Origin of the sequence: Arthrobacter sp. (genome assembly GCF_031988865.1) — a bacterium.
Classification (GTDB): Bacteria; Actinomycetota; Actinomycetes; order Actinomycetales; family Micrococcaceae; genus Arthrobacter_B.
The window spans coordinates 5,733-27,152 of record NZ_DALZXY010000021.1 but is presented as its reverse complement, the minus strand read 5'-3'; the positions used below and the strand labels follow the sequence as shown (position 1 = coordinate 27,152).

The 21,420-nt window shown below is 64.7% G+C and carries 14 protein-coding genes and 2 pseudogenes; 9 read left to right on the top strand and 7 right to left on the bottom strand.

What is annotated here, in order from left to right; all coding sequences use genetic code 11:
* Positions 1-466: 466 nt before the first annotated feature.
* Entirely contained in the window at positions 467-1,363 is an 897-nt protein-coding gene (locus tag RTN46_RS05960) for a heme o synthase (RefSeq protein ID WP_312179829.1), read from the bottom strand.
* Between the two features lie 451 nt (positions 1,364-1,814).
* Between RTN46_RS05960 and tkt the strand changes: the two genes are divergently transcribed.
* The 8 genes and pseudogenes from tkt (at position 1,815) to RTN46_RS05920 (ending at position 12,022) form a co-directional block, all read left to right on the top strand.
* Positions 1,815-4,004 (top strand): transketolase, encoded by a 2,190-nt coding sequence (tkt, locus tag RTN46_RS05955; RefSeq protein WP_312179827.1) that lies wholly within the window; start codon positions 1,815-1,817, stop codon positions 4,002-4,004.
* A 23-nt stretch (positions 4,005-4,027) separates the two neighbouring features.
* Positions 4,028-5,143, top strand: coding sequence for a transaldolase (tal, locus tag RTN46_RS05950; RefSeq protein ID WP_312179799.1), 1,116 nt, complete (start codon positions 4,028-4,030; stop codon positions 5,141-5,143).
* Between the two features lie 5 nt (positions 5,144-5,148).
* Positions 5,149-6,771, top strand: coding sequence for a glucose-6-phosphate isomerase (locus RTN46_RS05945; RefSeq protein WP_312179798.1), 1,623 nt, complete (start codon positions 5,149-5,151; stop codon positions 6,769-6,771).
* Between the two features lie 3 nt (positions 6,772-6,774).
* A complete protein-coding gene (gene zwf / locus RTN46_RS05940) occupies positions 6,775-8,319 on the top strand; it encodes a glucose-6-phosphate dehydrogenase (protein WP_312179795.1) in 1,545 nt (514 codons plus the stop codon).
* Positions 8,316-9,251 (top strand): glucose-6-phosphate dehydrogenase assembly protein OpcA, encoded by a 936-nt coding sequence (locus RTN46_RS05935; RefSeq protein ID WP_312179793.1) that lies wholly within the window; start codon positions 8,316-8,318, stop codon positions 9,249-9,251. Before zwf ends, RTN46_RS05935 begins: the two co-directional genes overlap by 4 nt.
* Positions 9,248-10,054 (top strand): 6-phosphogluconolactonase, encoded by an 807-nt coding sequence (pgl, locus tag RTN46_RS05930; protein ID WP_312179791.1) that lies wholly within the window; start codon positions 9,248-9,250, stop codon positions 10,052-10,054. Before RTN46_RS05935 ends, pgl begins: the two co-directional genes overlap by 4 nt.
* A gap of 293 nt (positions 10,055-10,347) precedes the next feature.
* Positions 10,348-11,244: pseudogene (locus RTN46_RS05925) on the top strand (Tn3 family transposase).
* 179 nt (positions 11,245-11,423) lie between these two features.
* A pseudogene (locus tag RTN46_RS05920) lies at positions 11,424-12,022 on the top strand (recombinase family protein).
* Positions 12,023-12,150: 128 nt separating this feature from the next.
* Here the strand turns inward: RTN46_RS05920 and RTN46_RS05915 are convergent.
* The 6 genes from RTN46_RS05915 to RTN46_RS05890 all read right to left on the bottom strand — a co-directional run bounded on the left by RTN46_RS05915 (position 12,151) and on the right by RTN46_RS05890 (position 20,928).
* Complete coding sequence (locus RTN46_RS05915; RefSeq protein ID WP_312179789.1) at positions 12,151-12,999, bottom strand: 3-hydroxyacyl-CoA dehydrogenase; 849 nt, start codon at positions 12,997-12,999, stop codon at positions 12,151-12,153.
* 98 nt (positions 13,000-13,097) lie between these two features.
* The gene (locus RTN46_RS05910; protein WP_312179787.1) at positions 13,098-13,757 is read right to left on the bottom strand and encodes an MBL fold metallo-hydrolase; all 660 of its coding nucleotides are present in this window, start codon (positions 13,755-13,757) and stop codon (positions 13,098-13,100) included.
* Between the two features lie 590 nt (positions 13,758-14,347).
* Positions 14,348-15,526 (bottom strand): acetyl-CoA C-acyltransferase, encoded by a 1,179-nt coding sequence (locus tag RTN46_RS05905; RefSeq protein ID WP_312179785.1) that lies wholly within the window; start codon positions 15,524-15,526, stop codon positions 14,348-14,350.
* A 36-nt stretch (positions 15,527-15,562) separates the two neighbouring features.
* Positions 15,563-16,750, bottom strand: a complete 1,188-nt coding sequence (locus RTN46_RS05900) for an acyl-CoA dehydrogenase family protein (RefSeq protein WP_312179784.1) — start codon at positions 16,748-16,750, stop codon at positions 15,563-15,565.
* Complete coding sequence (locus RTN46_RS05895; protein WP_312179783.1) at positions 16,747-18,273, bottom strand: long-chain fatty acid--CoA ligase; 1,527 nt, start codon at positions 18,271-18,273, stop codon at positions 16,747-16,749. The genes RTN46_RS05900 and RTN46_RS05895 overlap by 4 nt, the downstream gene beginning before the upstream one ends.
* A gap of 273 nt (positions 18,274-18,546) precedes the next feature.
* Positions 18,547-20,928, bottom strand: coding sequence for an alpha/beta fold hydrolase (locus RTN46_RS05890; RefSeq protein WP_312179782.1), 2,382 nt, complete (start codon positions 20,926-20,928; stop codon positions 18,547-18,549).
* 251 nt (positions 20,929-21,179) lie between these two features.
* On the opposite strand from RTN46_RS05890, the gene RTN46_RS05885 reads away from it, so the two are divergent.
* A partial coding sequence (locus RTN46_RS05885) for a hypothetical protein (protein WP_312179781.1) occupies positions 21,180-21,420 on the top strand: 241 nt, incomplete at its 3' end.

Here is a 21,420-nt window from a genome sequence, read left to right as displayed (position 1 = left end):
GCACCCACTCCGGGGTCGGCGGTTGTGGGGTAGGCGTGATGGTTTCGGGGCTAGGGCTAGGACTGGGACTGGGACTAGGACTCCGGCACGGGTTCCCACTCTCTGAGCACTCCTGTGGCTGAAGTGACCACACGGGCCACAGGAGGCAACGAACGGTGGGAACGCGTGTCGGGCAGACGCTCGACCCGTGCGGCCGGCCTAGAGGGGAGTTATGTCGGAACAATCACACCGGCGGACAGAATCGACAGCACACCCTGTTCCCCGTGACTGTTGCTGCTGCAGGGGTATTAACAATCACACCGGTGCCACGGAGCGGGAACCTGTGCGCTGAAGAGGTTCCCGGGGGAAGAACTGCGAAGCAGAGACCCGATCCAGCGGAATCCCCGCAATCATGCCCTAGGAGCGCCATAGACGCCCGAGGAACCACCTAGGAGCGCCATAGAGGCCCGAGGAACGCCCGAACGGGCTAGAGCAGCGGACCGCCGACGAACGGATCGATGGCCAGGGCCAGGAACAGGATCGTGAGGTAGCTGATCGAGCCGTGGAAGACCTTCATGGCCGACTTGTCCGTCACCTCGCCGCGCTGGGCACGTGAGTGCAGACGGTGGGTTTCGGTGAGGAACCAGATGCCGCTGAGCGCAGCACCAAGCGTGTAAACCCAGCCGGCACCGCCCACGGGAATCAGGAGCAGCGAGCAGACCACGGTGGCGTACGCGTAGAGCACAACCTGTACGGAGACCAGCTTGGCGCCGGCAACGGCACCGAGCATCGGGACGGACGCATTGCGGTAGTCCTCGCCGTACTTCATGGACAGCGGCCAGTAGTGCGGCGGGGTCCAGAGGAAGATGACCATGAACAAGATCACGGCCGGCCACTCGACGGTATTGGTGACGGCTGCCCAGGCGATCAGGACCGGCATGCAGCCGGCGGCTCCGCCCCAGACAATGTTCTGCGTGGTGCGGCGCTTGAGAATCAGGGTGTAGAACACGACGTAGAGCAGGATCGCGCCGAGCCCGAGCAGGCCGGTCAGCGGGTTGGCGCCGAACCAGAGGAGGGCGATGGAGACGATGCCCAGGACCCAGCCGAAAACGAGGGCTTCACGGGGGCTGACCTCGCCTGTCACCAGCGGACGCTTCTCGGTCCGCCGCATCAACTTGTCCATGTCGCGGTCGATGTAGCAGTTAAAGACGCCGGCGCTGGCGGCTGCCAGGGCACCGCCAACCATGGTCGCCACCATCAGCCACACGGAGGGAACACCGCCGTGGGCGAAGAACATGGTGGGGAGGGTTGTCACCAGCAGGAGTTCGATCACGCGTGGCTTCGTTAGCGCCACGTATGCCCGAAGCTTACGTCCCGCGCTCATTTTCCCGGTGTACACCGGAACCTCGGCGGGGGCATGCTGCGTACTCACGAAACGATCACTCAGTCCTGTCTGGGGTCCTGCTTGGGCCGGAAAAGTCCGAGTTCATCATAACCTCTATCTCCTGTAGAAGACGAAGCCCCCGGCCCGTCCGCGGGGCAGGAGCCGAAAGCCTACACTCTTCCCCGTCCCGGAACGGCCCGTTTGCACTGACACGATACGCCCAATGGCGGGCCCTTCGGGATAAGGTTGGAGCGGACATTCCCACGGAGTAATTGAGCGCCGCAGGAAGAGCGCTGGACCTGCCGGCCCACGACACCGCACGGGCAAACCGCACGCGGCGCACCGGACCAGCAGGAGGGCGCAACTGTCCGGTAACGATTCAGCGCAAGGCAACCGGAGCTTAAGGCGCCGGTCATCCGCGAAAGAGAGGGGCCCGGTAAACGTGCCACATTTGGAAGAGCAGATCCTGAACTGGACCGACCTGGACAGCAAGGCAGTGGACACCATTCGTGTCCTGGCTGCCGACGCCGTCGAGAAGGTTGGCAACGGACATCCCGGAACTGCCATGAGCCTGGCTCCGGCCGCCTACCTGCTGTTCCAGAAGCTGATGCGCCACGACCCGGCCGACCCGAACTGGATTGGGCGCGACCGGTTCGTGCTCTCCCCCGGCCACACCTCACTGACCCTGTACATCCAGCTCTTCCTTTCCGGCTACGGACTGGAACTCGATGACCTCAAGGCACTGCGGACCTGGGGCTCGAAGACTCCCGGCCACCCCGAGTACCGGCACACCGACGGCGTGGAGATCACCACCGGCCCGCTGGGCCAGGGCCTGGCTTCCGCTGTCGGGTTTGCCTTCGCCCAGCGCCGGCTCCGCGGGATGTTCGACGCCGAGGCTCCGGCCGGCGAGAGCCCCTTCGACCACACGGTGTGGGTCATTGCCTCCGACGGCGACCTCCAGGAGGGCGTAACCTCCGAAGCATCCTCCCTGGCCGGTCACCAGGAACTGGGCAACCTCGTGGTGATCTATGACGAGAACCACATTTCCATCGAAGATGACACCGACATCGCCTTCACCGAGGACGTCCTCAAGCGCTACGAAGCCTACGGCTGGCACACCCAGCGCGTGGACTGGACCGCCAGCGGTGAATACAAGGAAGACGTGGCAGGCCTGTACGAGGCGCTGATGGCCGCCAAGGCCGAGACCTCGCGTCCCTCGATCATTTCGCTGCGCACCATCATCGGGTGGCCCTCCCCCAACAAGCAGAACACCGGCAAGATCCACGGTTCGGCCCTGGGCCGGGACGAGGTCGCCGCGCTGAAGGAAACCATGGGCTTCGACCCGGAGAAGTCCTTCGACGTCGACCCCGCTGTCCTGGAGCACGCCCGTGGGGCGGTCTCCCGTGGGGCGAAGGAACATGCCCTGTGGAACGAAGCGTTCTCCGCCTGGCAGGAAACCAACCCGCAGGGTGCCGAGCTGCTCGAACGCATCCAGACGGGCAAGCTGCCCGAAGACTGGGAAGCAGCCCTGCCCGCGTTCGAAGCAGGCAAGGACGTTTCCACCCGCGCCGCTTCCGGCAAGGTCCTCAGCGCCATCGGCCCGGTGCTGCCGGAGCTCTGGGGCGGTTCGGCCGACCTCGCCGAATCCAACAACACCACCATTGAGGGTGCGCCGTCCTTCGTCCCGGCCAGCAAGCAGACCAGCACCTGGTCCGGCGGACCGTACGGACGGGTGCTGCACTTCGGCATCCGCGAACACGCCGCAGCGGCAATCGTCAACGGCATCACGATGGCCAGCAACACCCGCGCCTTCTCCGGTACCTTCCTGATCTTCAGTGACTACCAGCGTCCAGCCATCCGCCTCGGCGCCCTGATGGGCGTTCCGTCCATCTACGTCTGGACGCACGATTCGATCGGCCTGGGCGAAGACGGCCCGACGCACCAGCCGGTGGAGCAGCTCGCTTCGCTGCGCGCCATCCCAGGCCTCGATGTCGTCCGGCCAGCGGACGCCAATGAAGTGGCAGTCGCCTGGCGGACCATCCTGGAAAACACGGAAAACCCCGCCGGAATCGTCCTGACCCGCCAGAACGTTCCTACCTGGGAACGCGGCAGCGGAACAGCCGACGCAGCGGCCTTCGGCTCGGCCGAGGGTGCAGCCCGCGGCGGCTACGTCCTGGCCGAGGCAGTCCGCGACGGCGACGCCGTCACCCCGGACGTGGTGCTGATCGGCACCGGCTCGGAAGTGCAGCTGGCCGTCGCCGCCCGGGCAGCTCTCGCTGCCGAAGGCATCGCCGCCCGCGTTGTCTCCATGCCCAGCGTCGAGTGGTTTAACCGCCAGGACGAGGACTACCGTGAATCGGTCCTCCCCCGCAGCGTCAAGGCCCGCGTTTCGGTGGAAGCCGGCCTCGCGCTGGGCTGGCGCGAATTCGTCGGCGACAACGGACGCATGGTTTCCCTTGAGCACTTCGGTGCCTCAGCCGATTACAAGACCCTGTTCAACGAGTTCGGCATCACCGCCGACGCAGTCGCCCAGGCTGCCAGGGATTCCCTGTCAGCAGTCCGCGGCCAGGACGCCGCACCCGCCGGTACACCAGCCGCACCTTCCGGAGCCGCCTCCACCGAGACCGGCGACCAGAAGTAGAACGGAACAAAAGGAGCACACCAATGACTTCCACCCCCACCGCCGCCCTCTCCGAGGCCGGAGTCTCCATTTGGCTCGATGACCTCTCCCGCGAAAGGATCACCTCCGGTTCGCTGAAGGACCTGATCACCTCGCGCAACGTCGTCGGCGTCACCACCAACCCGAGTATTTTCGCCGCCGCCCTGGCCAACGGCGAGTCGTACGCCGCGCAGGTCAGCCAGCTGGCTGCCACCGGCGCGGATGTCGACAAGGCCGTCTTTGAGATCACCACCGACGACGTCATCCAGGCCTGCGATGTCTTCGCTCCCGTGTATGAGGCAACCAACGGCGTTGACGGCCGGGTCTCGATCGAGGTGGACCCCCGCCTCTCCCGCGACACCCAGGGCACGATCAACGAAGCGAAGGAACTTTTCGACAAGGTTGGGCGCAGCAACGTGCTCATCAAGATCCCCGCAACGCAGGAGGGCCTGCCGGCTATCTCGGCGGTTATTGGCGCCGGCATCAGCGTCAACGTCACCCTGATCTTCTCCCTGGAGCGCTACCGGGAAGTCATCAACGCGTTCATGGTGGGCATCGAGCAGGCCCGGGAAAACGGGCACGACCTCTCCACCATCCACTCGGTGGCATCCTTCTTCGTTTCCCGGGTCGACGCCGAGATCGACAAGCGCCTCGACGCCGTGGGAACCGACGAAGCCAAGGCACTCAAGGGCAAGGCCGGCCTGGCCAATGCCCGTCTGGCCTACCAGGTCTTCGAAGAGTCCTTCGCTACTGAGCGCTGGCAGGTGCTGGCCGCGGCCGGCGCCAACGCGCAGCGCCCGCTCTGGGCCTCCACCGGCGTCAAGGACCCGTCCCTGCCGGACACGCTCTACGTCACCGAACTGGTTGCTCCCGGCGTCGTGAACACGATGCCGGAGAAGACCCTTGAAGCGACAGCAGACCACGGCAAGGTCACCGGGGACACCGTCACCGGTACCTACGCCGAGGCCGGCGCCCTGCTGGATCAGCTGGACCGGCTGGGTGTGGACTACACCGACGTCGTGGAACTCCTCGAGGCTGAAGGCCTGGACAAGTTCGTTGTCTCCTGGGGCGAACTCCTCGAGACCGTATCCACCGCACTGGCGACCGCACGGGAGGCATAAACAGCATGACCACTCTGTCCTTTGAAGCAGCCGGGGCCGCCCGCGACGCCGTGGAGGCGAAGGTTCCGGGATTGGTCCGTGATGAGGTAGCCACGCGGCTCCTCGCCCAGGATCCCACCCTGTGGGGACCCGATGCCGAAGCCGAAGCCGCCATCCGGCTCGGCTGGCTGAACCCCTCGGAAAGCTCCCGGCCACTCCTGGGACAGATCCGCGGGCTCCGCGAAGAACTTGCCGCCGAAGGGGTCACCCGTGTGGTCCTGGCCGGTATGGGCGGTTCTTCGCTGGCCCCGGAGGTCATCACCCGTACAGCAGGCGTGGACCTCACCGTCCTGGACTCCACTGACCCGGACTCCGTGGCCGCGGCGCTGGCCGAAGACCTGGCATCCACCGTGATCGTGGTCTCCTCCAAGTCCGGTTCCACTGTGGAGACGGACTCGCAGCGGCGTGCCTTCGAGGACGCCTTCACGAAGGCGGGAATCGACGCCGCGTCCCGGATCGTCGTCGTCACGGATCCGGGGTCGCCCCTGGACGCCGCGGCCCGCGAGGCCGGTTACCGGGCAGTGTTCAATGCCGACCCCAACGTTGGCGGACGCTATTCGGCGCTGACCGCGTTCGGGCTGGTGCCTTCCGGGCTGGCCGGAGCTGACATCGAGGCGCTCCTGGACGCCGCCGAGGACACGGCCGAAATCCTCAGCGGCAACGCCGAGGACAACATCGGGCTTGCGCTCGGCGCTGCCCTGGGCGGAACGGAACCGCTGCGGAACAAGATTGTGATCGTGGATGAAGGTTCCGGCCTGGTCGGTTTTCCGGACTGGGCCGAGCAGCTGATCGCGGAATCCACGGGCAAGCTCGGCACCGGCATCCTGCCGGTGGCCGCGGAGCCCGGTGCCCCGGAAACCCGCAGCGATGCTCCCGACGTGCTGGTGGTGCGGATCACCGCACCGGATTCCGAAGCGCTTCCGCTGGGGAACCAGGTAGTTGTTTCCGGCAGCCTCGGAGCGCAGATGATGCTCTGGGAATACGCCACCGCCGTGGCCGGACGCCTGCTGGGCATCAACCCGTTTGACCAGCCCGACGTCGAGGCCGCCAAGAAGGCAGCCCGCGGGCTGCTGGACGCGCAGCCCGAGCCCGCGGCGCCGTCGTTCACTGACGGCGCCATCGAAGTCCGCGCTGAGCCCGGCCTGCTCAAGGGTGCAGACACGCTCGAGGGCGCGCTCCATGCGCTGCTGGGCGAGCTGGGCACGGACGGCTACCTCAGCGTCCAGGCCTATCTGGACCGGCGCGGCCAGGCCGGACTGGAAGAGCTGCGGCCCCAGCTGGCGCAGGTCACCGGCCGTCCGGTGACGTTCGGCTGGGGACCGCGGTTCCTTCACTCCACCGGGCAGTTCCATAAGGGCGGTCCGGCGCAGGGCGTCTACCTGCAGGTCACCGGGGTACCCGCCGGGGACGTGTCGATTCCCGGACGTCCGTTCACCTTCGGTGAGCTCATCGCCGCGCAGGCGACCGGAGACGCACAGGTCCTCTCCGATCATGGGCGCCCGGTGCTGCGGCTGAACCTGCTCGACCGTGAAGCCGGCGCAGCCCAGCTCACTGCCGCCGTTCAGGGACTCTCCAAGGGTGGTAACTAACTGATGTCCCATGAGCAAGACAACGGTTCCGCCAGCCCGTTGCGAGACCCGCGGGACCGGCGTCTGAGCCGCATCGCTGGCCCCTCCTCGCTGGTGATCTTCGGTGTTACCGGGGACCTGGCACGCAAGAAGCTCATCCCCGCGGTATACGACCTGGCCAACCGCGGCCTGCTCCCGCCCAGTTTCTCGATGGTCGGATTTGGCCGGCGTGAATGGAACGACGCCGACTTCACGGCTTACGTGAAGGAAGCGGTCCAGGCCGGATCGCGGACGGCCTTCAACGAAAGCGTCTGGGACCAGCTGGTCGAAGGGATCCGGTTTGTGCAGGGCGGCTTCGATGACGACGAAGCGTTCGACAAACTCCGCACCACGCTCGAGGAGCTCGACGAGAAGCGCGGAACACGCGGCAACGTGGCGTTCTACCTTTCGGTTCCGCCGAAGAGCTTCGAGCAGGTGTGCCAGCAGCTTTCCGGACACGGCCTGGCCGATTCGGCCGAGGGCCAGTGGCGCCGCGTCGTCATCGAAAAGCCGTTCGGCCACGACCTCCAGTCGGCACGGGACCTGAACAAAGTGGTCGAAGCGGTCTTCCCCGCTGATTCGGTCTTCCGGATCGACCATTACCTGGGCAAGGAAACTGTCCAGAATATCCTGGCCCTGCGCTTTGCCAACCAGCTCTTCGAGCCGATCTGGAACGCCAACTACGTTGACCACGTCCAGATCACCATGGCCGAAGACATCGGCATCGGCGGGCGCGCGGGCTACTACGACGGCGTCGGGGCAGCCCGCGACGTCATCCAGAACCACCTGCTCCAGCTGCTGGCCCTCACGGCAATGGAAGAGCCGATCTCCTTCGACGCCTCGCACCTGCGGGCCGAAAAGGAAAAAGTGCTGGCCGCTGTCCGGCTGCCCAAGGACCTCTCCGCGCATTCCGCCCGCGGACAGTACACCGGAGGCTGGCAGGGCGGGGAGAAGGTCACCGGCTTCCTAGAGGAAGAGGGTTTCAACCCTGAATCCAAGACGGAGACCTTTGCCGCCATCCGGCTGGACATTAACACCCGCCGCTGGGCCGGGGTTCCGTTCTACCTGCGTGCCGGCAAACGGCTGGGACGCCGCGTGACGGAGATCGCCGTCGTCTTCAAGCGTGCGCCGAACCTATTGTTCCGGGATCATGAGGAAGATGACTTCGGGCAGAACGCCGTCGTTATCCGTGTCCAGCCGGACGAAGGGGCCACGATCCGGTTCGGATCCAAGGTGCCGGGAACGCAGATGGAGGTCCGCGACGTTTCAATGGACTTCGGGTACGGGCATTCCTTCACGGAGTCCAGCCCGGAAGCCTACGAACGCCTCATCCTCGACGTCCTGCTTGGTGAACCCCCGCTGTTCCCGCGGCACGAAGAGGTGGAGCTGTCCTGGAAGATCGTTGATCCCTTCGAGGAGTACTGGGCGTCGCTGGATGAACAGCCCGAACCCTACGCCCCCGGAAGCTGGGGCCCGCCCTCAGCTGCTGAACTGCTTGCCCGTGACGGAAGGACCTGGAGAAGGCCGTGATTGTTGAACTGCCGGACACCACCACGTCCAAGGTGTCAAAGAAGATTGTTGCCATGCGGGACAAGGGCGGTGTGGTTGCCCTTGGCCGCGTCCTGACGCTGGTGGTTGTCACCGAGCCCGACTTCGTTGAGGAAGCGATTGACGCGGCCAACGATGCCAGCCGTGAACACCCCTGCCGGATCATCGTCCTCGTGGCTGGATCCCCCAACGAACCAGCCCGCCTGGATGCCCAGATCCGGGTCGGCGGCGACGCCGGTGCCTCCGAGGTCATCCTGCTCTACGGCTACGGGGAACTGGCTGCCGAGAGCGAGTCGCTGGTTTCCGCCCTGCTGCTGCCGGACGCACCAATAGTGGTGTGGTGGCCGCACAGCGTCCCCCGGTCCGCTGCAGCCACTCCCCTGGGCCGCATCGCCCACCGGCGGATCACCGACGCGGCGAACGAACAGAATCCGAAACAGGCACTGCTCGACCTCAGCCATACCTACAAGGCTGGGGACACGGACCTGAGCTGGACCCGGCTGACGAATTGGCGGATCCAGCTGGCAGCCGTCCTGGAGCAGAACGGAGCGGATGGAATCCAGTCCGTTGCGGTCGAGGGAGCAACGGACTCCGCCAGCACCTTCCTGCTGGCAGCCTGGCTGAGGAACGCCCTGAACGTCCCCGTCGAAATCATTGAACATGAGGCAGGGACGGGGATGCGTCGGGTCCGCCTGGAACGCGATGCCGGTGTGATCGAGCTGTTCCGTCCGGACGGCAACACGGCGTACCTCACCCAGCCGGGCCAGCCCGAGCAGCGGATTTCACTGCCGCGGCGGAACCTGCACGAGTGCCTGGCGGAAGAACTGCGCCGCCTTGATCCTGACGAAGTGTTCGGAGAAGTACTAACGCAGGGACTGGCAGCGTGCCTGATCCCGGAACGGATTGACGCATGAGGCACTTTCCCAACGGGGTTAGCATCCACCCCGATTTCGAAGCCCTGTGCAGTGCCACGGCCGGACGCATGATCACGAAACTGGTGGACGTGCAGAGCCGGCGGGGTGAAGCCACGGTTGTCCTGACGGGCGGTACGGCCGGTATCGCCGTCCTCGCTGCTGTTGCGGCGGCTCCGGCGCGGACCGCGGTGGACTGGAAACGCGTGAATTTCTGGTGGGGTGACGAACGCTTTGTTGCCGCCGGTTCCCCGGACCGCAACGCGGCCGCAGCCTGGCAGGCCATGCTGGAGCCGCTGGGCGTAGATCCGTCGCGGGTCCACGAGGTGCCTTCCACCGATACCGCCGCCGACGTCGAGGAAGCCGCCTCCGCCTACGCCCGTGAGCTGGCTGCTGCCGCCGCCGCCGAGGAACTGGCGGATGGTTTCGCGGAGGCCGATCCCCGCCTGCCGCGGTTTGACGTGCTGCTGCTGGGCGTTGGCCCGGACGCGCACATCGCGTCCCTGTTCCCGGAAATGGCGGGCATCCGTACCACCGGCGAGACCACAGTGGCGGTACGCGACTCCCCCAAGCCGCCGCCGGAGCGGGTCTCGCTGACCCTTGAAGCGATCAACACCGCCGAAGAGGTCTGGCTTGTGGTGGCCGGCGAGGACAAGGCCGGGGCCGTGGGCCTGGCGCTGGCCGGTGCCGGGCCGGTGCAGGTCCCCGCGGCCGGTGCCCAGGGCCGGACCAAGACCCGCTGGCTGGTCGACGAGGCGGCGGCTTCGCAGCTGCCTGAGAGGCTCCTGGAGTCCGAAGGCCACTGAGGCCTAACCACAGAATAATTTCACTCGCAAACGCCGCCGGTTCCCTGGAACCGGCGGCGCTTGGCGTTGGGACGGGCGGCAGCGGATGGGGATCAGGTCATTTAACCTTCGCCTCATAGTTGCCGGAGATGGTGGACCGATGATGACTGTTCCGCGATGTGCCACCGAACCATGCCGGGGATAGGGCGCCGCCCGGGCAGGAGCCGGGGTCTGAGTAGTAATGGAACATGATTGCGCGTTTAGCCCTCGGCGTGGTGTTTGTCGGTAGTCTGTAGGGTGTTCCGGTTGAATTCTTGAGTGATGAGCAGGCCGCCGCGTTCGGGCGGTTTGTGGGAGAACCGTCTCAGAACGATCTGGAGCGATTCTTCTATCTTGACGACGCCGATCAGGAGTTGATCCGCAGGCGTAGGGGTGAGCACAGCCGGCTTGGGGTTGGGGTGCAAGTCGGGACAGCCCGTTTTCTGGGGACTTTTCTTGCTGACCCGCTCGATGTGCCCTGGTCTGTGGTCGATTACGTTGCGGCGCAGCTCGGGATCGCGGATCCCTCGGTGGCCAAGCGTTACACTGAGCGCGTTGAGACAGCCAACACGCATGCGCGCGAGATCCGTGCCTTCACACGGCACAGGATCAACCTGGAAAAGATCACTACGCACTGGGACGATATGACCCGTGTGGCCGCTTCCCTGGTTACGGGGTCGGTGCGCGCGTACGACCTGCTACGCATGCTTACCCGTGATAATGGTTCCCCGTCACCGCTCGGGGCAGCGGTCATCGAGTATGGTCGCATCGCAAAGACCCTTCATTAGTTGTCCCTGATCGACCCGATCGATGAGACCTACCGGCGGGCCATCAACTCCCAGCTCACCGTGCAGGAGTCACGTCATCGTCTGGCCCGGGCAATTTTCCACGGTAGGCGCGGGCAGATTTACCAGCGTTACCGCGAGGGGCAGGAAGACCAGCTCGGCGCGCTGGGGCTGGTGCTTAACGCCGTCGTGCTCTGGAACACCAAATACACCGATGCCATCATCACTGAACTGGGTGAAAACGGGGAAGACATCTTGGAAGATGATGTAGCGAGGTTGTCCCCGCTGGCCGATGCCCACATCAACATGCTGGGCCGCTACGCGTTCACCGCACCTACGCTCCAAGGGCTACGACCATTCCGAGGTCCAACCGCGCCCGGAAGCTGACTCATCTGCACGGCAAATATCGCTACCTGTCTTACAAGCCTTGGGATGCAAGACAGCCGATCAAGACACTTGAGGATCCGTGACGCCTCAAGGATGGCACTGTCTTGCTACCATGTCCCATAAGTACAGGATGGAGTTGCGGTAGGCAACCACTGTTGCGGGACACTTTGGAGACGGAAATGGGTAAGCTGATCGGGTACGCCCGGGTATCGACCCGGGCACAGGACGCGGACCGGCAGATCACCGACCTGCTCGGTGCCGGGGTGCGCCGCGATGACCTCTACACGGACCAGGGAGTAAGTGGCGCCAGGGCCAGCCGCCCCGGATTCGACAAGGCCCTTCAATCCCTGCAGGAGGGCGATACCCTGGTGATCTCCACCCTGGACCGGTTGGGGCGATCCACCGCCAATATGCTGGATCTTGCCAAAGATTTTCGGGAGCGCGGAATCGGGCTGCGGGTGCTGAACCTGGGAGGCGGCGACGTGGACACCGGTACACCGATGGGTTCGATGGTCTTCACCGTCATGGCGGCGCTGGCGCAGATGGAGCTGGAAATCAAGCGGGAACGGATCACCGATTCAGTGTCCAAGCGCCGGGCAAGGATTTGGGCGGGCGGCGGGAACGGTTCACCAACAGCCAGATCGATAACGCCCGACGTCTGATCGACGCCGGCCAGCCAGCCACCCAGGTGGCTCGGGACCTGGGCATGTCCCGAGCCACCCTGTACCGGCGCATTGCAGGGATCGAAGCACAACACTGGATCACTACCCAGGGCTGATACTTGTCGGGGGCCACAGCTATAGGAGCACCGGGCCTTAAACGATCATGATCAAGTGCTTAGCGCCAACCGCTGTACCAAGGCCAGTAAAAAGCCGCCTCCAAAAATGTTGATGCACAAAATGCTGATTAGTCGTAGTCGTAGAAGCCCTTCCCCACGGAACGCCCCAACCGGCCCTTGTCAATGAACTCGCGTTTCAGTGTTTCTGCGAACTCACGCAGTTCGGGGTCATCACTGTGTCGGTTGAGGTTGTAGGGAGTTTCCATGCCGATGATGTCGTAGATTTCGAACGGTCCTAGCGGGGCGCCCGTGGCCCGGCGCCAGGTCTCGTCGATGGCCTCCACGTCGGCTACGTCCCGCGCGTAGAGTTTCGAGGCTGCCGTCATGAACGGAACCAGCAGCGAGTTCACGATGTATCCAGGTTGTTCCTTCTTCAGTCTGACGGGGACCATGCCGATTTCCTCGGCGAATTCGGCAACGGCGTCGAGGTACTTCGGATCCGTTCCGACGTGCCCCATGACCTCACCGGTGTTCTGGCGCCAGACCTCGTTGGCGAAGTGCAGGGCCAGGAACTTTTCCGGACGTCCCGTGGCATCGGCGATGTCACGGGGCAGGAGTGTCGAGGAGTTCGTGGCGAATACTGTGTGCGGGGGTGCCGCTGCTCCGGCCTTGGCCCAGGTGTCGCGCTTGATCTGCAGGACTTCGGGGACTGCCTCGATGACGATCTCGGCGTCCTGCAAGGCATCGGCCAGGTCGCTGGACGTGCGGATGCGCCCGATGGCGGCATTGAGCTTTTCCTCGGTGGCATCGGGCAGATCGCGCAGGTAGAGGGGTTTGAGGTACTCCCAGCGGTCCGTCAGTTTGGCAAGGATCTCGTCGGTGAGGTCATATGCGACGACGTCCTTGCCTTGATAGGCGGCCTGGAAGGCGATCTGCGATCCGAGGACGCCGGTGCCGAGCACAGTGAGATTTTTCATCGGTATTCCTTGTCTGTTGTTGTGCTGAAGGGATCAAGACCCCGGTAGAACTCGCCCTGCTGCGCGCTTACTCGCTGGGGAGAGCCGTCTGGCGGTGCTTACCGCCGGCGGCGGGCAGGAACATTGATGATGTCCAGATCGCGTCCGATGACCAGGTCACCGCTGAATCCCGCTTGGGCTTTTTTCCAGAAGCGATCGGGCCAGTCTGCAGGGACAAAATGATGAAGAACGAGGGAGCCGACGCCAGCTCGTTCGGCGAGGGGACCAACGTCCTCAATGGTGGTGTGTGCTTCGAGGAGGTGGCGCACCAGGGCCTCCTGGGGTGCAGAGCGTGGTGCAGGGTATGCCTGTTCGATTGCTTCGCGAGCGATGACTTCGTGGACAAGAACGTCGGCTCCCTGAGCCAGCTTCACGAGATTGTCCGACGGCCCCGTGTCTCCGGAGAACACCACTGAACCGTCGTCCGTGTCGAACCGGTAAGCGAAGGCAGGGAAGATGGGTGCGTGCTGCACCAAGATTGCACTGACGCGCACACGATCGTCCTCATAGACGTCAATGGGATCCATCTCCGGGTGGGGATTGGCGCTGGGATCCGCCGTCAGGGCCTCGGGGAGCTCGATGTTCTTGGCGAGAACTGCCTGCTGAGGGGTGGGCATGAGGTTGTCGCGGCTCCGGTCATTGAAGTCGGTAGCAAAGGCACGCACGAGTCCCTCCCACATTTCCACAGTGCCCGGCGTTGGATTCTCGGCAGCGACCACGGGAGGTTCCTGTCCCCCTCCGAATACAGGGGGGAGCTGGCGTCGATTTCCCGGGCCGATCAGCCGGATGGGCAAGTCAGCGGAAACAAGACCACTGTATAGCCCGGAGGAGAAGAGAGAGTTCAGATCCACGACATGGTCGGAATGCAAGTGGGTGAGGAACACTGCTCGCAAACTGTCGAGTGGCTGCGAGGGTTTCTTGTTCCACCCCCGAGCTTGGCCCGGCTCAGCTGCTGGTAGATGCCGTGTCCGGCGTCCACCAGGTAATAGCGGTCTCCGACGACAACGGCTGAAGCAATACCCAGGCGGTCGTTGCCCGAGTGCAGTGTAGGTCCGCCGCCAGTGCCAAGAAGGGCTATGTGGGTCCGGGTTCGGTGCTGGGTTCCAGTGTTGGACGCTGCGCGCGCTGTTGCCGATGCTGCGGGTGCGGTACCCGCCGCTATGGCTGCGGCAGTGACTCCACCAATCAGCGTTCGGCGCGAGAAAGAGTTGGCCGTGGACTTGTCGATCATCGTGGAACTTTCTTGAGTCGGGAGTATTTCGTTGGGAAAGTGCAGACTGGACAGGCAAGCCTGTTGGAGAGGCGTGTCTCAGAGCGCTTCGAAGAGCCCGGCGGCACCCATGCCCCCGCCGATGCACATGGTCACCACGGCGTACTTGCCGCCGCGTTCCTTGGTGGCGTGCAATGCGTGCCCGGCCATGCGGGCGCCGCTCATGCCGTATGGGTGGCCAATGGAGATCGCTCCGCCGTCGACATTGAACCGTTCAGGGTCGATGCCGAGGGTGTCGCGGCAGTGCAGGGCCTGGGAGGCGAAAGCCTCGTTGAGCTCCCAAAGGTCAATGTCGTTGACGGCCAGGCCGTGCCTGGAAAGCAGTGTCGGGACGGCGGTTACCGGGCCGATGCCCATCTCTTCGGGTGCGCAGCCGGTGACGGCGTGGAAGATGCCCAGGGGTTCCAGGCCGCGGCGGGAAGCCTCGGTTGCGTCCATGAGGACCACCGCGGCTGCCCCGTCGGAGAGTTGGGAGGCATTGCCAGCGGTGACACTGTATCGGCCCGGGTGCTTCCCGTCCCGGTCCAGGGCGGGGCGAAGTTCGGCCAGCGATTCAGCGGTGGTTTGGGGCCTGTTGCCCTCGTCGCGGATTGCCATCCCGGCCGCAGTGGGGACATTCCCGCCTTGGTGTAGGGACAACGGGACGATCTCGGCGTCGAAGGCCCCGCGTTGTTGGGCTGCGGCGGTGCGCCGCTGGGACTCGGCGGCGTATTGGTCTTGGGCCTCGCGGGAGATTCCATAGCGGGCGGCGACGAGCTCAGCAGTTTCGAGCATGCTGGAGTACAGCCCCGGCACGTGGGTTTGCAGCCAGGGGTCCTGGGCCCGGTGGGAGTTGAAGTGCTGGTTCTGCACCAGGGACACGGACTCGGCTCCGCCGGCGACAATGATGTCTGCATCGCCTCCCTCGATCATGCGGGCTCCGGCGGCGATGGCCATAAGTCCGGAGGCGCATTGGCGATCCACCGTCATCCCGGGCACCGTGAGGGGCAGCCCTGCTCGCAGGGCTGCCTGCCGAGCCAGGTTCATTCCCTGGCTACCCTGCTGCAGGGCCGTTCCCAGGATGACGTCGTCGATCTCCCCGGGGCCGACTCCGGCGCGCTGGACCGCGTGTGTAATGGCATGTCCGGCCAGGGTCTGGGCCTGGGTGTCGTGGAAGGACCCCTTATAGGCCCGGCTGATGGGGGTGCGGGCGAAGGAAACAAGGACTGTTTTGCGCATTGGGGGGTGGTTCTCCTGATGGATGACGGGGGGTGGTTAGACGAAGGCGGAAATCCCGGTGAGGGCCCGGCCCACCAGCAGGGTGTTGATCTGGTGGGTGCCCTCAAAGGTGTAGATCGCCTCGGCGTCCATGAAATGCTTCATCACCTTGTTTTCCAGCTCGATGCCGTTGCCGCCGAGTACTTCACGGCACAAGGCGACGGTCTGGCGGGCCTGGGAGGCTGCCATCAGTTTCACCAGCGAGGCGTGTTCCTCTTCCAACTCGTCCCGATCGGCCAGCTTGGAAGCCTGGACCAGCACGCCCAGGGACGAAGCGATGTTTATTTCGGATCGGACCAGCAGGTCCTGCACCAGCTGGAACCGCGCCAGCGGACGGCCGAATTGCTGGTGGTTGACGGCGTGGGCCAAGGCCGCGTCGAAGGCCCCGATCGCATTGCCCAGTGCCGTCCATCCGACCTCCAGGCGAGTAAATTTCAGTACCTCGGAAATCTGCTGGAAGGAGCTGACCCCCGGCAGCCGGGCCGTGTCCGGGACACGGACGTCGGTGAGGGTGATGTGGGCGTTCTGCACGGTGCGCAGGCTGTACTTGCCTTCGATCTTCTGGGCCGAGAATCCCGGGGCGTCGGTGGGGACGATGAACCCCAGGAAGCGTCCCTCGCCGCCCTGTTCCTTGGCCCACACGACGGCTTGGTGGCCCCAGGTGGCGTTGCCGATCCACCGCTTGGCACCATTGATGACCCAGCCGGTTCCTTCCCGGCGGGCCGTGGTGCTCATGCCGCCGGCGATGTCTGAACCCGAGTCCGGCTCGGTGAGGGCGAACGCACCAACCAGCGTGCCGGCGGCAACCTCCGGCAGGATGGCTGCCTGTTGCTCCGGCGAACCGAAGTGGCGCACCGAGAGTCCGAACAATGAGCCGCTGACCCCTGCGAAGGTGGCCAGAGAGGCGTCCTTGCGGGCGAGTTCCGCGGTGAGCATCCCGCGCAGCAGGTGGCTGGGTCCGGCTCCGGTGTGCAATTGGCGGCCAAGTTGGCCGCTCTGGGCCAATGGTTCAACGAATTCAAACGGGAATTCCGCGTTCTCCCACGCACGGTTCAACTTGGAGTCATCCAGGCCGGCCAGGGCTGAACGAAAATCTTCCAGTATCACTAGCTCTGCGGGATCCAGCAGCGTCTCGAAACGCAACAGGTCGTGGATCTGGGCGGTGGCGGTGGATGTGGTGCTCATCGGGAAACTCCTTGGCCGGTGCGTAGGTTGGTTTTCAGCAACTTGCCGGTGGAGGTGCGCGGCATCTGGTCGATGAATTCGATCTGCTTGGGGATCTTGAATCGGGAGAGGAAGGGACCCGCAGCGGTGCAGATGTCCCCGGCCGTGAGTTCAACCGTCTCTTCCAGCACGATGAACGCCTTGCCGACTTCGCCCCATTGTTCATCGGGGACCCCGATGACCGCGGCCTCGGCGACACCGGGCACGTTCAGCAGGGCGGACTCGACCTCCGCCGGGTACACGTTCTCCCCGCCCGAGACGTACATGTCCTTGTACCTGTCGCGGATCCAGTAGTAGCCCTCCTCGTCCTGCACCGCTGCATCGCCGGTGCGGAACCATCCGGCTTCAAATGCAGATGCTGTTGCCTCGGGGCGCTGCCAGTATTCGCGGATCACGTTGGGTCCCACGGTCTGGATCTCCCCGATTTCCCCCGGCACTGCAGGGGCTCCGCTGGGGGCAATGAGGCGGACATCAACCAGGAACTGCGGCTTGCCGGCGGATCCTGCCTTGCGGATCCCGTCTTCGGCGGCGAGCTTGAGCACTGCCGGTGCGGTTTCGGTCAGTCCGTAGCCCTGTTTGACGGCAATGCCCCGCTCGGCCCAGACCCGCAGGATGCGTTCGGGCACCGGGGCCCCGCCGACGATGATGGTGCGCAACAGGGACAGGTCGGTTTGGGTGAACAGCTGGTGATGCGCCAAGGCGTCAAGCATCGCCGGCACCGTGAACATGCTCGTCACCCCGCGGTCCTGGATCGCGGAGAATATTTCCCCGGGATCAACGCCCCGCTGGATCAGGACCGTGCCGCCCTTGAGGAATGTCGGGAGCACCAGCCCGTTGAGCCCGGCGATGTGAAACAGCGGGGCCGCGGCCAGGCACACCTCGTCGGGACGGACGTCGTCTTCGATCAGGACGTTGACGTCATTGAAGAAGATGTTCCCGTGCGTCAGCACCGCGCCCTTGGGACGTCCGGTGGTGCCGGAGGTATACATCAGCAGGGCCGGGTCATCAAGACCGCAATTGATCTCCGGCACCGGGGCCACGTCCGCAGGCAACTGCGGGTACGTCGGACCCACCCCCGTGCCGTCGACGTCCACCAGTACTGCAGCGGGGATCTTCTCCGCGATCATCTCCGTGGCTTCGGACTGCTCGCGGCCAAAGAACAGCACGGACGCTGCGCTGTCCTGCAGGATGTACTGCGCCTCCGCCGGCGCGAGCCGGGCGTTGACCAGCACGCAGATCGCCCCGATCCTCGTGCTGGCGAACAAGGTCTCCAGCAACGCCACATGGTTTGATCCCCAGTAGGCCACCCGGTCACCGTGGCCGACCCCTTGATGGGCCAGCCACGCGGAAAGCGATTCCACTCGGGCAGCGAATTGGGCGTAGGTCAGTACCGTTCCCTCGAATTCCAGGGCGACTTTTTCGGGGCTGAGCAATGCGCGGCGGCGCGGCCAAGACCCGAGCCCCAGGTTCTGAAGACTCGACATTTCGTGGGTGTTCCTTTTCGATGGGGGATGCACAGGCGGACGGGATCCGGCCAAGCACCAGGGTGGAATCAGGATTCGGGGTGACATCGATTGACGGTGTGACGGCAAATCCCCGGGAAGGCGTTGAGATCGTTCCGGCCCTTGGCGAACGGTTCACGGATGCCAAGGACCACGCAGCGTCACGGTGACACCATCACGCTGCTGTGCCCACGCGGGGGAAGTACGTCCAGGGACCGGAAGTACCGTTGCCCCGCGTGGCAGGGGTGTGGATGATCAGTTGATGCGTTCGCTCTGGGTTGTGATCCCTGCGGGTGTCTCCGCCCAGAAACCGGCGATCAGGTCCGCAAACTCCGCGGCCCGCTCGATCTGCGGCATGTGCCCGGTGCCGCGGAAGGCGTGGGTCTTGGCGTGCGGGAGCAGCGCCGCGGCGGCGGCTAGGTGGGTGAACGGGAAGATCTTGTCCTGTTCACCCCAAATGACCAACGTCGGAATGCGGCTGGCGGACAAACCGTCGGTCAGGATCTTGCGCCATTCTTCGCGGCTGCCGCGGATGGTGCCCAGGGCCGCGGCGGTGTCCAGGAACACCTTGTTCCCGTGTGGCCTGGAGGCCAGACGGAATCCCAGGTCCACCCGCTCGTCGGTGACCAGGGCCGGGTCGTTGAAGAGGCTGAGCTCGAGCCTGCGGGCCGAGGCCGGGCTGGGCTTGCTCAACATCAGCTCGCCCAGCGGCCTGAAGGACATCAGGCGTACCGGCAAGGCGACCTCTTTGCCGAAGCCCGCACTGTTGGAGAGCACCAGGCTGCGCACGCGTTGCGGCGATTGGACCGCCAGCTGCATCGCAACGGCGCCGCCGAGGGAATTGCCCACAAGATGCGCCGGCTCGGTGATGCCCGCCGCGTCAAGGAAGCCCTCGAGGAATCGAGCCAGTGCGGGCAGCGAATAGGTCGCCTCCAACGGCTCGGATTCCCCGTATCCGGCAAGGTCCACGCTCAAGACGCGGTATCCCTGGTCTGCGAGCAACTCGTGCTGATCGATCCAGTCTTCGAGGCTGCGGCCGATGCCATGCACCAGCACGACCGGGGTGCCCTCCCCTTCGTCGCGGTAGCGGACCTGACTGCCGTCCACGGCAAGGGTTCGTGTAGCCGGAGCGCGAAGGCCTTCGGTTGATGTGTGGGCTGAGAGTTCCCCGCCGGTGCGCCGTCGCTGGAAGCTCATGCTCCCGTCCTCAAGCCGGCGGTTACTGAACAGCCCGATGTCCTTCATGTAGTTCTGGTGCAACCGCCACGGCACATGGGCGCCTTGCTTGGCCATCTCGCCCACGCCGCGCCGGATGTAGCCGGCGTCCAGGTCAAGGAAGGGGTTGGCGGTCTCACCCACGGGGGTGCGGGGGGTCGCGGAAACGTATCCGTTGGCATCCAGGTGCTTGAGCAGATGGCACGCGTAGCGGCTGATCAGGTCGGCCTTCAGCGTCCAGGAGTTGTTGGTGTATCCACTGACCATATTCAAATTGGGGACGCCGGAGATCATCATGCCCTTGTAGGCGAATCGCTCGCCGATGTTGATCGTTTCGTCATCGACGCTCAACGTCATGCCACCGAGCCACCGCAGGTTCAACCCGGTGGCGGTCACGATGATGTCGGCAGGCAGGTGTTCGCCGGATTCAAGTTCGATCCCCGTCTCGGTGAAGGAGCGGATGCCTCCGGTGGCGATCGATGCCTGGCCATCGCGCAGCGTCGCGAACAAATCACCATCGGGGACCGCACACAACCGCTGGTCCCAGGGGTTGTAGGGCGGGTTGAAATGGGTGTCTACGTCGTAGCCGGCGGGAAGCTGCTTGATGGTGTCCTTGCGGATCTTCGCGCGGACCATGTCCGGCTTGCTGCGGCTCAGGGTGTATTGCAGGTGCAGGTTCAGCATGTTCTTCCACCGCAGGACCGGGTACGCGACGGAGTCCGGCAGCGCGCGCCGCAGCACGTTGGCCAGCGGGTCGACGGCCGGGACGGAGGCGATGTAGGTGGGCGTGCGCTGAAGCATCGTCACGTGCTCGGCCTTCGCCGCGAGGTTTGGCACCAGCGTCACGGCCGTGGCGCCGCTGCCGATGACAATCACGCGCTTGCCCTCGTAGTCAAGATTCTCGGGCCAGTGCTGGGGATGCACGATCTGCCCGCCGAAGCGGTCTTGGCCTTCGAAGCTCGGGGCGTAGCCCTGGTCATAGTTGTAGTAGCCAGTGGCACCCATGATCCACGAGGCGGTGATGACCACCGTTTCCCCGGTGTCGGTCCGCTCTGCGGTCACCGTCCAGCGCCCCTCGGACGTGGACCAGCCCGCGGAGCGGACCTTGTGGTGGAAGCGGATGTTTTCGGTGATCCCGTACTCGTCGGCGGTCTCCTCGACGTACCGCTTGATCGAGGCCCCGTCGGAGATCGCCTTAGGTTCCGTCCACGGCTTGAAGGCGTAGCCGAAAGTGTACATGTCCGAATCGGAGCGGATGCCGGGGTAGCGGAACAGGTCCCACGTGCCTCCGATGGCGCCACGCGATTCCAGCACTGTGTACCGCTTGCCGGGGCTTTCCCTGACCAGGTGCGCGGCGGCGCCCACGCCTGACAGCCCGGCGCCGATGATCAGGACGTCTACATGCTCGGTGGCCTTGGCCATGGTTACTCCTCTGATAAAACGAATTCTCGGTGCGGTTTCGCCACACGTGAACCGTGGTGTGTTAGTGTTCGTCCGCCGCCAGACCGCATATGATCTGTGACACACTTTATGGTGAGCGTGATCCAGGTCGCATGACTTCCCGTGCAATCGGACTTGCCAGTCCGTGCACGCTTCGGCGAACGGTACCTGGCGGGGCATTGGTTCCGATGGCGTCCAGGAAGGGCCCATGCAGATGTCGAAGGAGACACTCGATGACACAGGTGCAGACGTGGTCCACAGACCAGATTCCGGAACCGGAACGGTTTGGGGCATGGTCGGAAAAGGTGCGGGCACTGCACATGGACTGGGACCTCGATACCCCGGTGGAGCAGGGGTATTCGGCCCGGATCCGCTATCGAGGCATGGGGAACCTAAGGATCGCCGAGGTGAGCTGCTCGGCGTTCGGGGGTCAACGAGTCCCCTCTGCCGAAGGTTCCGGAATCGTGGGCATCC